This window comes from Pseudomonas frederiksbergensis (assembly GCF_001952935.1).
Lineage (GTDB): Bacteria > Pseudomonadota > Gammaproteobacteria > Pseudomonadales > Pseudomonadaceae > Aquipseudomonas > Aquipseudomonas frederiksbergensis.
The window spans coordinates 24372-37641 of sequence record NZ_CP018319.1; the positions used below are offsets into that span (position 1 = coordinate 24372).

Genomic DNA, 13270 nt, shown 5'->3' on the forward strand with positions numbered 1-13270 from the left:
ATGCCTGAGCACTTCCGAGCGTTAGTAGTCATTCTGGTCCTCACCGGCATCGTTTTTGCCATGGCACGTCGACCAGCAGCAGACCTGATTCCCGACCGCAATTTCACTCGTCGGCGCAACTTGTGGTTCGTATTGACGCTATTGGCATTTGTTTCGCACAGTTTCTGGGTGTACGCAGGCATTGCCACGATCGTTTTGACCTTCGCACGAAATCGCGAACGCAATCCGGTGGCGCTATTTTTTCTTCTGCTGTTTCTCATCCCGCCGGCCACGGCGGAGATTCCGGGCTTCGGCCTGGTCAACTATTTTTTTTCCCTCAACCATATTCGTGTGCTGGCACTGTGTGTGTTGCTTCCGGCTTTTTTCACTTTGCGCAGGCGCGCCGACACGGTCTCTTTCGGGCGCACCTGGCCTGACAGACTGTTAGCCGCCTACCTCCTGCTGACGAGCCTGCTTTTCCTGCGCGAAACCACCGTCACCGACACCTTGCGCCAAATGCTTTACCTGTTCATCGAAGTTTTTTTGCCTTACTACGTTGCCAGCCGGGCGCTGAAAAACCTCAGCGACTTCAAGGACGCTTTGCTCGGTTTTGTACTCGCCGCCATGGTGCTGTCGCTTATAGGTCTCTTCGAATATGCCAAGCACTGGCAGCTGTACAGCGCGGTTGTTACCGCCATGGGCATGCAATGGGATCCCGGCTACTTGAGTCGCGGTGGCTCACTACGCGCCAGTGCCACTACCGGCCAGGCTATTGCGCTGGGCTTCGTCATCAGCGTGGCCATCGGCTTTTACCTGTACTTGCAGGAGGAAGTACGTAGCAAACTACAGCGCACCCTCGGCGCACTGTTGCTCGCTGGTGGTCTGTTCGCCCCGCTGTCGCGTGGCCCCTGGATTGGTGCAGCCGTCATGATCGTCGTGTTCATCGGCACCGGCCGCAAAGCGATCAAACGCCTGACGCTGCTGGCGGTCGCCGCCATCCTCGCACTTCCCTTGCTGGCCATCGTGCCGGGCGGGCAAAAAGTGCTTGATCTGCTACCGTTTATCGGCACGGTGGAAGTCGAAAACATCACCTATCGGCAGCGCTTGATTGATAACGCCGTGATCGTTATCCAGCGCAACCCTTGGCTGGGTTCTTTCAATTTCCGCAGCACACCGGAAATGCAGTCCATGATTCAAGGCCAGGGAATCATCGATATCGTGAACACCTATATCGGCATAGCGCTGTCGTTCGGCTTGATTGGCTTGACACTTTTTGTGGTTTTTTTCGTCAGTGTCCTGCATGGGCTGCGCAAGGGGATTCGTTCTTTCTCCAAAGAAGACGATGAGGCACGCCGACTCGGACGCGCACTTCTGGCAACACTGGCCGGGATCCTGATCACCATCGTCACCGTTAGCAGTATTACGGTAATCCCCGTGGTGTATTGGTCGGTGGCTGGACTGTGCGTGGCCTACGCTCAGATGGCACGCAGGCTCAAGAACACCTCGACGGCCGTTGCGGCGAGTGCCCACCTCCAACTCAGGTAGCCCCCATGATCCAGTTGTCTCGCCGCCCTCAAATACTGCTCCTGCTGCTTTTTGCCATTTGGCCGCTTGGCACCTGGGCATCGGACTGGGTCGTCAGTGTGGATGAGCGCAACGGCCTGCCAATGCTGGAGCGTGGTGGCAGTCCGGTGTTCGTTACGACATTCTCGTTTTTTGGACCCAGCTGGGGCTGGACGTATTTGCACCCTGAATTCAAGGTAAACACCCCTTATCGATACTCCTTCGCGGGTAAAAACAAAGCGCTGGATTTCGACTTGACTGCGCAGATTCAGAAGCAAGGCGAGCAAAAGCTGACCTGGAACTTTGCCCTGGATGCACGTAGTGGGAAGTCGGGCCTTTCAGGTGGTGGCATCGTCTTCACATTCGACCCCGCTCTGTTCGCTGGAGAAATGGGCGAGCCCACTTTGCTACCCGACAACCGCGGCTGGACCTGGGGCAATGCACAAGGGCGGCGCATCGAAATGCGCTTCGAGCCCGCACTGGAGAGCGTGTACTTTGAACCGGGCAGCAAATCCGAGGTGCGTGCTTTTCTCTACAAGAACACGCTCAAACGTGGCCGCCAGGATTTCACGGCTACCTTGAGCGTTTCTGGTGATGTGACGGTCGGCCCAACCACAACCGAGCGCTTCGGGCTGTCGGACCCCAAGAGCTGGCCGACCGACAAGCTCGACTGGAAAACCTCGCCGGTCGACCTGTCCTTTCTCAACGCTCAGGAAAAACCTGCCGGCAAGCGCGGCTTCATCAAAGCCTCCGGTGAGCAACTGCAATTTGCCGACAACACTGTGGCGCGTTTCTGGGGCACCAACCTTTCGGCCTACTCGCTGTTCCTCACGTCAGACGATGCCATCAAGCTGCAGGCCAAACGCCTGTCGGCACTGGGCTTCAATCTTGTACGACTGCACCACCATGACTCGCCATGGGTCTTCCCGAACATCTTTGGCGACGGCAGGATCACGCGCAGCACCCAGCAACTAAGCCCGGAATCGCTGAAAAAGATCGACTGGTGGATCAAGTGCCTGAAAGACGAAGGCATTTATGTCTGGCTCGATCTGCACGTCCAGCGCGTCTTTACTGAAAAAGACAACATTTATGGCTTCGATGAATTGCCAAAAGAAGAACAGAACTACACCTATCTCAAGGGCTATTCCTATGTGAATCTCACCATTCAGAAAGCCATGAAACGCTTTACCGAAGACTACCTGACCCATGTAAACAGCTATACCGGTCTCGCCTACAAAGATGACCCGGCGATTGCCGCCGTACTGATTACCAACGAAAACGACGTCACCAACCACTTTGGCAATGCCCTGCTGCCAGACAAGAATTTACCGAAACACAACCGCATCTATATGGCCGAGGCCGAAGCTTTTGCCAAACAGCACAACCTGTCCGCAAACCAGACCTGGCGCTCCTGGGAGCCTGGGCCCTCCAAGATGTTCCTTAACGATCTGGAACGACGTTTCAACGTCGACATGATTCAACACTTGCGTGGTATAGGCGTGAAGGTCCCCATCGCCACGACCAGTAGCTGGGGTCGCAATGGCCTGAACTCCCTGCCGGCCCTTACCGCCGGGGACGTCATCGATGTCCATAGCTACGGGGGTTCGGGACAGATAGAGAAAAATCCGCACTACAGCGAAAGCATAGTGAACTGGATTGCCGCCGGTCAGGTCGTCGGCAAGCCCTTGACCGTTACCGAGTGGAACAATGAGCCCTTCCCGACAGCAGATCGTCACTCGCTGCCACTCTATATCGCCGGCACCGCCAGCCACCAAGGCTGGGATGCACTGATGCAATATGCCTATAGCCAGGAGCCAATGGGCGGCAACGGGATGAGTGCCAATAACTGGCATGCCTATAACGACCCTGCAATGCTGGCCACCCTGCCCGCCGCCGCTTTGCTTTATCGCCGTGCAGACGTTCGCGGTGCAACAACGACCTACGTCTTCGCTCCGACGCCAGGCACTCTTTTCAATCAAATGATCACACCGGCCAGCTCTGCTTTCCTGCGTACAGCCATGGAGAAAGGCAAGCTGGAAATCGCGATGCCACAGACACCGGAATTGCCATGGTTGCAGCCGAGCGTTATCCCACGCGGTGCACAGGAATTCCATGACCCTGACCAGTCGCTGCTGGACGCCAACACCAGCGAGTCCACGACCGACACCGGTGAGCTAAAGCGCAACTGGAAACAAGGCGTCTACACCATCAATACGCTGCGCACCCAGGCTGCGACCGGCTGGATCGGCGGCGAGTCGATCAGCCTTGGCAACATCAAGATTCAAGTGAAGACTGCCAACGCCAGTGTGGCGGTGCAAAGCCTGGACGACTCACCTTTGGGTCAATCACAGGATTTAATGATTTCGTTGGGCACCCGTGCCATCCCCCAAGACGGCGACAAAATACCTTTTTACGTTGAGCCCCTCGAGGGCACGCTAACCATTCAGGCGCCGCAAGGCTTGACACTATTTACCCACGGCATTCTGCGGCAAATGAAGAAACTGCCTGCGACCTACCTCGATGGCCGCTACACAATCAAGCTCGACGGCTTACAGGCCTCAAACTGGTTGTTCTTGAAAAAGGACGTCACGCCAGCACAACCTTAGGCGCCGTAACCGGCCTCAACCTGAGAACAACGCCTTGCGGAGTTGTTCAACGAGGGGTATTTAAAGAGCGTCAAAATCAAACGATGGAACATAGCCTGCGCCGAGTAAATGTGGACATTTCGACGAGACAAATTCGTCACTTGATAAATCATTCGAACTTTTATACTTGTCCGTAAAAACCCCTGTGATATTTAAAAGCGTATGGGGCAAGGACGATATGCTGATTTTCTGACTTTCTCTTTCCCTCAGCTTTAAAAGCTTGAGCGATTGCTGGCCTGAAACATTCTCGGACGCCCAGATAAACGCCGAAACCGGAAGATCATACTTATTGCCAATCCCGTGACCCAAAAGTCCTCGGCTGTCATCCATCATATTTTCGCCATGATCCGAAGAATAAACCAAGACAGATGGTTTTTTGCTTAATTTCAATTGATCAATAATTGCGCTTAATAACCAGTCTGTATACAAAATACTATTATCATATTCCGCAGTGATCTTGTCTTTGAAGCTGCTTGTCGCCGGTTTGAATTGATCGAAGCTTTCCGGGTATCGGCGTGAATACTCGAAATGACTACCCTTGACGTGAATGAATATGGCTTTCTTTTCGGTGTCGTTTTTATTGAGTATTTTTTCATATTCCGACATCAACGCCCCATCATAACTTCTCTCAAAATATTGACGGTATTGTGCCTCGGCGGCTATTTGTGGAATTATTCCGCCAAAACTATCAACTTCCTGCACCGACAACCAATAGGTCATGTACCCGGCTGCCCGATATATACTCACCAATGATTTCGTTGACACAATGGAGTCCCAATCCGATATAGGCTCAAGGCTCAGCATTGAAGGCACCGCGAACGAGGTGTATGGGGCTGTCGTACAGATCTGATTAAACTTGAAAATGCCCGCCTGCTTACCAAGATTCGGAGTTGTATCCTTGTTATAACCGTAGAGGGACCAGTTGTGCGGCCGCGATGACTCACCGATTACAAAAACAATGGTTTCTATAGTTGACTGATCCGATAGGCTGGTTATTTTTACGTCAGACTCCCGACGACGTTTGATGAGCTTCTCCGTCCCCAAATACAAGTTTGCCGTAAGGGTAATTTGCGACAAATAACCTACTGGAGTGCTTTGATCTTTTGCAAGGAGATCCATGACTGCAGACTTGCCGAAAGAGTTAAGTTGAACGGTTTTATAAAAATACGCCCCATACCCTGCGATCAAGGCGCTAAAAGCCAAAACAAAAACACCTTTGCTCTTATATAATTTGCGTTTATGCAGGCCTATTAATCCACCCCCATAGCACAGTATGAAAATCATCAAAACGATACTGATGGGTCGCCAATAGGTCGGCAGGAATTCGCTTGCTTCCTGGAAGTTCGTCAAGCCAATAAACAGATAGGCAGCCGTCAATCTTGAGTTGAAATTCAAAACCAAAAATAGATCAATAGCTGCTACCAAATAGAATGGCAGCAGAATGAGGTGAACCTTGAATTGATTGGCAGAAATAAATCTGATCGCCAAAAGCCACAACACCGACATGCCAAGGGTGTAAAAGACCAACAAATCAATTTTAGAGTATTGATAGCTTGTCAGCGTTCTAATCACCAAGGGTGAAAGCAAATATGACCACAACACTAAATTTGGCCATTCTGCTTTTAATATTCTTAATGAGTTATCAATAATTTTGACAGAATTTTTCATTGGTAATTATTCCCGCAGGGTGCCCATATGCCTCCTCAGAGGGTAGCTCCAATTGGCGTACTCGCTGCATTACGTTCAAAAAAACCCCCTCCTCTGGCGCTCCAAACGTAGCGAGCCGCAAGGTTTGGCGCTGTGCATCCTTGGCATGCAGGAGCAAATGAAGAAGCTGTTTGCGACCTGCCTTGATTGCCGCTATACAATCATTCGAGCTCACAGCAAAGCGCCCAGGAAATCGGAGATCAGGATGAAATTTTTGGTGGTGGGTGGCGCGGGTTATATTGGCTCGCACATGGTGAAGCAGCTACTGAGCGCAGGTCACGATCTTGTGGTGGCAGACAATTTCTCAACGGGTTATCGCAGCGCGTTGAGAGGCGGGACATTGGTCGAACTGGACATAGCCGACGAACAGGCACTGGATGCCCTGTTTGCGGGACATCACTTTGATGCCGTGTTCCACTTCGCCTCCTTTATACAGGTGGGCGAATCTGTTGCTGAACCTGCCAAGTACTATCAAAACAACTTCACCGCCACCCTGACGCTGCTCCAGGCGATGGTTCGCGCCGGGGTTAAAAACTTCATTTTTTCCTCTACCGCCGCCGTCTACGGTGACCCGGTGTATGTACCGATAGACGAAGAGCATCCCAAGGCAGCGATCAACCCTTATGGGCGCAGCAAGTGGATGGTGGAGCAGATGCTAGAAGATTTCGATCGTGCATACGGGTTGAAATCGGTCTGCCTGCGCTACTTCAACGCCGCCGGAGCAGACCCTGAAGGACAGTTAGGTGAACGCCATGAACCGGAAACCCATTTGCTGCCCCTGATCCTGCAAGCAGCCTCGGGACGGCGCGCAACCATCACCGTCTATGGTCGTGATTACGACACACCCGACGGCACTTGCATTCGCGACTACGTCCACGTTGTCGACCTCGTTGCCGCTCACGCGCTTGCCTTGGATTATCTGCTGGCAGGCGGTGCAAGCGCGGCATTCAACCTCGGTAACGGTCAAGGTTTCTCAGTACAGCAAGTGATCGATACCGCGCGCTATGTGACTGGCCAGGCTATCTCAGTCAGCGAAGCGCCACGTCGCGCGGGCGATCCACCCCGCCTGGTGGCCGATCCCCGCAGGGCCAACACATTACTTGGCTGGCACCCGCAATTTGGCTCACTTGAACAGATAGTGGCGCATGCCTGGAGCTGGGAGCAGAAGTACCCTTGGCACTGAGCGTCGGCGCCAGCCAATAGCGCCGACCTCGTGCGGATGATGCTCTAGTAGTAAGAGCGGTTTTCAGGCTCGGCTTTGTTCAACACCGTGCCAATCAGGTTGGCTGTGCCAAGATGATGCAGACTTTCCTCGATCTCTTTCTTGCTGTTCAATCCATTAGCGACAACGAGCAGGACACAGTCGAACCTGGGCAGGACGTTAATCACATCATCCGAACTCAACAACGGCGGCAAGTCGAAAATCACGATGCGTGAGTTGTAGCGCTCGCGCAGATCAGCAATCAAATGGCTAACTGCAGGCGATGACAACACTTCGGTGGAAAGAGGAATCGGCTCGCGCGTCGGCAGGACCACAAAGCGCGGCAAAGTCGGGTTGACCAGTACCTCTTGCAGTTCAGCTTCATCTGCCAACAATTCATTAAGCGATTTATCCATCGGCAGCCCCAGATATTCACCCACCTTCGGACGACGCAAGTCGAAGTCCACCAACAACGCCGTCTTGGTGGTGTGATGCGCAATACTCATCGCCAGGTTTATAGCCAACACCGTCTTGCCTGCCTCGGGGGTCGGCGAGGTGATGGCGAGCGTGCGCCAACCATTTTCCTCCATGATTTTCAGCACTTGTGTACGCAGTAGATCGAATGCTCCGCCCACATTCGAATTTTTGTTGTAAGCCACAATTCGGTTGCGCTCAAGGTGACCCGGTCGCAAAGGTACAACCTTGGTTTGCACATAACTGAGCGCATTCAGACTTGTTGATTGCGCGGTCGGTGTCATGGCTTTTGACGAGGTCTGTTGCTCGGCTTTTTCGGTATCGGAATTGATTATTTCCATGGCTATATTCCTTATGCAAACCGGCCCAAAGCTTTAAATATCAGAAGATCCAGAGGCATATAGAGGAAGTGCAAGAGCACCAGAAAAATCGCAATTAATGCGACTCCACAGACGATCGATAGCATTCGCCACTTCCTGCGGCGTGCCAGTTCAGCCTTGGTGTGAATGTAAGGAATGGAGACCAGTACGCGTCTACCCAGCACGCTGGCCAAGGCCTGGGTACCGCGCACACGCTGACTCATCATCTCGAGGAGCATCACCAGCGCGCCAGCACCCACCGGGGCAAGCAAGAAACCCATGGCGACCACTTTTTTACGGTTTGGCCGTACCGGTTTTTCGGGCATCAGCGGCGATTCCAGAAGAACGAAACGCTCGGCTTTGTTCTCCTGCTCCAGGCTTTCTGAAATTTTCGCACTCATTTCCTTGGTGCGAATTTCCTCATATTTTTTACGAGCATTATCATGGTCACGCATCACCGTGACCAAGCCGCGCTCGATTTGCGGCGTCTCAATAATTTGTGCCTCGTATTCGGCTATTTTTCCGAGTATTTGCTGCTTTTGATCGGCCAGCGACTTGATACGTGCTTCTGCTGCGGAGATCCGCGCCTGAGCCCTGGCAACGTCCAGATTGACCGAAGCTGATGCGCCAGCGCCTTTGCCGGCCTGAAGTGCAGCAATTTTGCGTTTGACGGCACGCACGTCGGGGTGGGCTTGCGTATACAGCGACTGCAAGCGGATGTACTCCGCTTTGAGGCTAGCCAGATCCTGTGGTTTATCAGCAGCCGTACCGAGTGCTCCAGGCCTGGTCGCTAGCCCGGCATTCGCGGCAGACAGCTCCAACTCATTGAAGCGCAACTCCTCACGGGCAGTCTTGTAGTCACGGTCGATCTCCTTCAGCTCGGTTTCGGCGCGCGTCAACATATTCATGCGCAACTCTTGATGCTCGGGCAGTGCGTTGCTGTGTGCCTGCTTGAAGTCCGCCAGCCGATTCTCAAGGGTTTCCAGTTCCACCCTCAGTTTGTCCGCTTCCTGCGTCAGGAACTCTGTCGTTTCACTGGCGCGTTCGGTGCGCTGCTTGATGTTTTCATCCAGAAACAGCGTCACCAGTTCATTGGCAACTTTGTTCGCAATCTCTGGCTGGCGGTGCTCAAAGGAAAGACGGAAAGCAATCGTCACCTCTCCGCGCCCCTTGACGGCAGCACTGACCAAGGAGACCACAATCGCATTGCGCATTTCTTCGATCTTCTCGGTAACGGTCAGTTGCCGACTTTGCGAAGCAAAAAGATTGTATTTATTGATGATCCCTTCCAGATGCTCACGGGTCATCACGCGCTGGCGAATGACTTCGATACGCTCATCGGCAAAGGTATTGTTGTTGGCCGCCACCAGGTCTGGCGAAATCTGCTGAGACTCCACCAGTATCGTGCCGGATGACTCATAGGTAGGCGGGAGAGAGATCGCTACCGCTACGCAAACGCCGAGTATGACCACGAAACTCACGATCAACAGCAGGGCGTGGTGCTTGATGATAGCTAGGTAGTCGTTGAACGACATTTCGTATTCAGTGGCCATATTTCTCACACAGCTGAATGTCAGAGACCGGGATAACTATAAGTCAGCGTCAGCCCGACTACGTTTGCAGTGGCATCCGGCAAGCCATCTTGCTGGCGTTGTTTGTATGTGTAGGATAGGCGGGCAATCCAAAAAGGCGAGAGTTCTTGGCTAAACCAGGCACTGTAATTTTGCAGGGTATTAGGCGTCCGGCCTTTGGCGTCTTGCCAGGAAGCATCGAAACCGGTGCGTCGGGTCTCGTCGATGGCATAGCTCCATGAACCTCTCAGGGCATCAACCTCGACGAAACCACCGTCGCCACTGGCGAGCGTGCTGCGACTGGCATCGATGCTGGTATCAATACGCTCACCGGCATATTGCAGCAATAAACCGCCCTGGCCTTTTGGGCCGCTACCTGTGCCAGATACTTGGTTGAGACCCACGTAAGCCGTCCCCCTTAGCCGCTCGGAGAATTGGACATTCAAGCCGGTCGTTGGGGTGTAGCTGTTTGAGGAAGCCACCGCAGAACCCTCCTCCGGCTCATAGCGCCTCACGCCAAGTCGGGTGAACAGCTCGACCTGCTCACTCCACGCATAGTTCCAGCTGAAGCGGGTCGCCAGCTCGTCATAGTCGGTCAGTGAATCAATATCGTAAGTGACATGAGTGTAGTCAGTTTCGTTAACCAGGGTACTTCGCTCGCTGAGAGCAGTGCTCCAGTTGCCGCCCACCAAATACATCTTTTGCGTGCCATCAGAGGCAACTACGCCGGTTTCCTGAACCACCGTGGAAAGCGTAGAGTTTTCTTCATACCTCGCCACAAGCCCAAAAGCCCCCGTTTCGGTCTCGCGCTGCCACCCCAACCTTAATCTGGGATCTTCACGGTCCGAAACGATCGACGTATCCGACGAACGCACGATATTCACCCCCAGACCGAACCGGTACTCATCCGGCCCGGAAGTACCCACAAGGCTGTAATCGGGGGCGATGATGGTACGAGTCACCCCTTCCTCATCACTCGTGAGCAGCAGTGGGTTGCTGTCGTACTCGACCGTCGAAGGCACTGCTATAGCTGATTGCCAAGTAGCAGCAGAGGCCATGTCCGAACACGACAAAGCCAGGATTGCCGTCGCAACCCCGGTAGTTCGAAATCCAAGCAAGATAATCCTTAGTGCCAAGGCTAAGGCACGACCAGCGTATCGCCGGCTTTAAGTAGAAAATTGGTGGACATGTCATCCCCCGACATCAACTTGCTGTAGTTGACGCGCAGGATCTCTTGTCTAGTCCCATTGAGTCGCACGATCTTAATGTCGTCTTTATCGGCGAATTTGTCGAGCCCACCCGCCATGCTTATTACCTGCAGCACTGACGTTTGACCGGACATGTGCACGGTGCCAGGTTTCAGCACTTTGCCCTGAACGTAGACGAGATTACCTTCGGTGCCGGTGACGACCACGCTCACCTGCGGATCAGGTATGAATTTCTCAAGCCTGGCAGCGATTTGCTGCTCGACAGCGGTGGTATCAAGCCCCTCAACATCGACTCGCCCTACCAGCGGAAAGGTAATGCTGCCGTTGGGGAGTACGCGTACATCCTGCTTGAGCTTGTCTTCGCCCCAAACGGAAATAGAAAGGTTGTCTCCCTGATTCAGCTTGTAAGCCCCGTCATTTTCGACGGCATTGGAAATGCTGGGCCAAACGGCCAGCGCGCACAGCACAGGTATCAATGAACGGAACATCGGGATCCCTCCGTCTAAGTAGCCATGCAAGAAGCTTAGAACAAAAAAACCTAGTCAAATGACTCTAGCCCATTTCACGCAAAATAAATTACCCAACAGAGTCGCTTTGAGCTTCCAGGCGGTCAATTTCGACAATGCAACACACCCGAAACCGGAACGTTAGTGCAAGACAGCGAAATAGTGTTATTTAACAACAGGTTGGAACACGCAAGCTGCCTTCGACGTATTTGCGTCAATATTAACCACACCCTACCCGCTTGAGCCGGTTTAACTGCAACACCATCAATCTGTTAATGGCAACCTTTGCCGATGCAACTAATTTTATATCCATACTTACAACCAACGTTTATTGCAAGACAGCGCTCGCCCGCAGAAAAAATGTATTAAGCCCCGTGTTCAACACGTTATCAGAATCATCTTCCATCTATATCTTCCGTCGGTTGGCAACCACAATAAAACCAATCAATGCGGAAGAGAACAACCATGCTGCCGCTGAAAGCGGTACCGCATTCGGTTGATTGATATCAGTTGTTTCAGCCAGATTTTTAACGTGGACTGCCGAATCAGTCTTGATCTGCTTATTGTTTGCCGCCGCCATTAATCCGTCACCCGAAGAAGAATTGACGGATACACCAACGCCTGAGTCAGCGTGATCAATGACACTATTAAATTTGGAGGAATAGGCATTATCGAAATAAATGTCGGTGATCAACGAAGGTAAACCAAGACCCTTTCCGAAAGTAAGCGAAGCGCTACCCGCATACTTCTCAAGAACCGCGCCAAGTTTGGGCCTCAACGCCTCGCTGGTATTGCCTATGCGACTAATTTCATAGGCCAGACTGGTCGCCTGAGCACTAGCAACGGCCGCACCATTCAGGATCACGGACAACAACACGAATTTAATGACAAATGTTGAGCGCATAACACCGCCTCCTTGCGTAAGGGGGTTATTCTTTTGTCGGTTTAAGAAATCTATATCGGCTAAATTGAGCCTATAAGCACATCGCCATTACGTCAATAGCTCGTCACAATAATAAATCCAAATTTAATTTTAGGGCGGATGGCGTCAAAATAACGCCACAATATGCCCCGCAGCCCAGTAAATTCTATCCCTGTGAAATGGCTTTGCGCATGAGGCGTCAGCCCGCGTCGGGCTGTTGGCCTCGACCCGGAACAGCTTCCTCGCAACGGGCTACGGCGGCTCAGGGCAAAGCCATGCACTGGACCGACGACGCCTGCATCGCGATTGAAGACAGGATGATTTGCCTGACCATTACTTCGGTTGCGCTACCGTACGCAAGTAAGGTTTCACTGTCTTGAAGCCATCCGGATACTTCTTCCTTGCATCGTCGTCGGATACCGACGTCGGAATGATCACGTCCTCGCCCGGACGCCAGTTCACCGGAGTGGCAACCGTGTGCTTGGCGTTCAACTGGATAGCATCGAGCAGCCGTAACACTTCATCGAAATTGCGCCCGGCACTCATCGGGTAGACCAGCATCGCCTTGATCTTTTTATCCGGACCGACAATGAACACTGAACGCACCGTTGCGTTGTCCACGGCAGTACGAGCGCCGCCACTGGCGTTCGGGTGAATCATGTCGTAGAGCTTGGCCACCACCAGGTTCTCATCGCCGATCATTGGGTAGTTGACTGCATGGCCCTGGGTTTCTTCGATGTCTTTGGACCAGGTCTGATGGTTACCGACCGGGTCGACGCTGAGACCGATAATCTTGGTGTTGCGTTTGTCGAACTCCGGCTTGAGCCCGGCCATATAACCGAGTTCAGTGGTGCAGACCGGGGTGAAGTCCTTCGGGTGTGAGAACAGGATGGCCCACTTGTCGCCAATCCATTCGTGGAAATGCAGCGTGCCTTCGGTGGTTTCGGCGGTGAAATCCGGTGCTTCGTCGCCAATACGAATGGTCATATGCGTTCTCCTCGCTGTGAAGGGTAGGGACACTCTCGGAACGATCCAGTATAGGAGACCTTGAAGACTTCGCTCTGTACCCGCGATCCGCCAAAGGGCTAGCGGACCTATTGACTGCACACCGATCTACGAGGCGAAACGCTGCCTA

Annotated in this window: 10 protein-coding genes; 3 read left to right on the forward strand and 7 right to left on the reverse strand. The window is 53.0% G+C overall.

The genetic code is table 11. The features are described 5' to 3' along the window. On the forward strand, window positions 1-1524 hold the full coding sequence (locus tag PFAS1_RS00130) for an O-antigen ligase family protein (RefSeq protein ID WP_076027756.1): 1524 nt from the start codon (window positions 1-3) through the stop codon (window positions 1522-1524). A 5-nt stretch (window positions 1525-1529) separates the two neighbouring features. Continuing rightward, window positions 1530-4148 (forward strand): glycosyl hydrolase family 5, encoded by a 2619-nt coding sequence (locus tag PFAS1_RS00135; protein ID WP_076027757.1) that lies wholly within the window; start codon window positions 1530-1532, stop codon window positions 4146-4148. A 60-nt stretch (window positions 4149-4208) separates the two neighbouring features. Here PFAS1_RS00135 and PFAS1_RS00140 read toward each other — a convergent pair whose 3' ends face one another. Next, window positions 4209-5855, reverse strand: coding sequence for a phosphoethanolamine transferase (locus PFAS1_RS00140; RefSeq protein ID WP_076027758.1), 1647 nt, complete (start codon window positions 5853-5855; stop codon window positions 4209-4211). Window positions 5856-6099: 244 nt separating this feature from the next. Here PFAS1_RS00140 and galE point away from each other — a divergent pair, with 244 nt between their 5' ends. Then, entirely contained in the window at window positions 6100-7077 is a 978-nt protein-coding gene (gene galE / locus PFAS1_RS00145; RefSeq protein WP_076027759.1) for a UDP-glucose 4-epimerase GalE, read from the forward strand. Between the two features lie 44 nt (window positions 7078-7121). Here the strand turns inward: galE and PFAS1_RS00150 are convergent, their stop codons facing one another. The 6 genes from PFAS1_RS00150 to PFAS1_RS00175 form a co-directional block, all read right to left on the reverse strand. After that, complete coding sequence (locus PFAS1_RS00150; protein ID WP_232252300.1) at window positions 7122-7853, reverse strand: CpsD/CapB family tyrosine-protein kinase; 732 nt, start codon at window positions 7851-7853, stop codon at window positions 7122-7124. Between the two features lie 68 nt (window positions 7854-7921). After that, window positions 7922-9481 (reverse strand): GumC family protein, encoded by a 1560-nt coding sequence (locus PFAS1_RS00155; RefSeq protein WP_076027760.1) that lies wholly within the window; start codon window positions 9479-9481, stop codon window positions 7922-7924. 20 nt (window positions 9482-9501) lie between these two features. Beyond that, complete coding sequence (locus PFAS1_RS00160) at window positions 9502-10557, reverse strand: hypothetical protein (RefSeq protein WP_076031469.1); 1056 nt, start codon at window positions 10555-10557, stop codon at window positions 9502-9504. Between the two features lie 80 nt (window positions 10558-10637). Further along, a complete protein-coding gene (locus tag PFAS1_RS00165; protein ID WP_076027761.1) occupies window positions 10638-11195 on the reverse strand; it encodes a polysaccharide biosynthesis/export family protein in 558 nt (185 codons plus the stop codon). 424 nt (window positions 11196-11619) lie between these two features. Then, entirely contained in the window at window positions 11620-12117 is a 498-nt protein-coding gene (locus tag PFAS1_RS00170) for a hypothetical protein (RefSeq protein ID WP_076027762.1), read from the reverse strand. Between the two features lie 351 nt (window positions 12118-12468). Next, window positions 12469-13122 (reverse strand): peroxiredoxin, encoded by a 654-nt coding sequence (locus tag PFAS1_RS00175; RefSeq protein ID WP_076027763.1) that lies wholly within the window; start codon window positions 13120-13122, stop codon window positions 12469-12471. Window positions 13123-13270: the final 148 nt, after the last annotated feature.

Bases quoted from the DNA above. Each gene is read 5' to 3' on its own strand.
- PFAS1_RS00155 (WP_076027760.1), bottom strand. From the start codon at position 9,481: ATGGCCACTGAATACGAAATGTCGTTCAACGACTACCTAGCTATCATC.
- PFAS1_RS00165 (WP_076027761.1), bottom strand. From the start codon at position 11,195: ATGTTCCGTTCATTGATACCTGTGCTGTGCGCGCTGGCCGTTTGGCCC.
- PFAS1_RS00140 (WP_076027758.1), bottom strand. From the start codon at position 5,855: ATGAAAAATTCTGTCAAAATTATTGATAACTCATTAAGAATATTAAAA.
- PFAS1_RS00135 (WP_076027757.1), top strand. From the start codon at position 1,530: ATGATCCAGTTGTCTCGCCGCCCTCAAATACTGCTCCTGCTGCTTTTT.
- PFAS1_RS00130 (WP_076027756.1), top strand. From the start codon at position 1: ATGCCTGAGCACTTCCGAGCGTTAGTAGTCATTCTGGTCCTCACCGGC.
- PFAS1_RS00175 (WP_076027763.1), bottom strand. From the start codon at position 13,122: ATGACCATTCGTATTGGCGACGAAGCACCGGATTTCACCGCCGAAACC.
- PFAS1_RS00160 (WP_076031469.1), bottom strand. From the start codon at position 10,557: ATGGCCTCTGCTGCTACTTGGCAATCAGCTATAGCAGTGCCTTCGACG.
- PFAS1_RS00150 (WP_232252300.1), bottom strand. From the start codon at position 7,853: ATGACACCGACCGCGCAATCAACAAGTCTGAATGCGCTCAGTTATGTG.
- galE (WP_076027759.1), top strand. From the start codon at position 6,100: ATGAAATTTTTGGTGGTGGGTGGCGCGGGTTATATTGGCTCGCACATG.
- PFAS1_RS00170 (WP_076027762.1), bottom strand. From the start codon at position 12,117: ATGCGCTCAACATTTGTCATTAAATTCGTGTTGTTGTCCGTGATCCTG.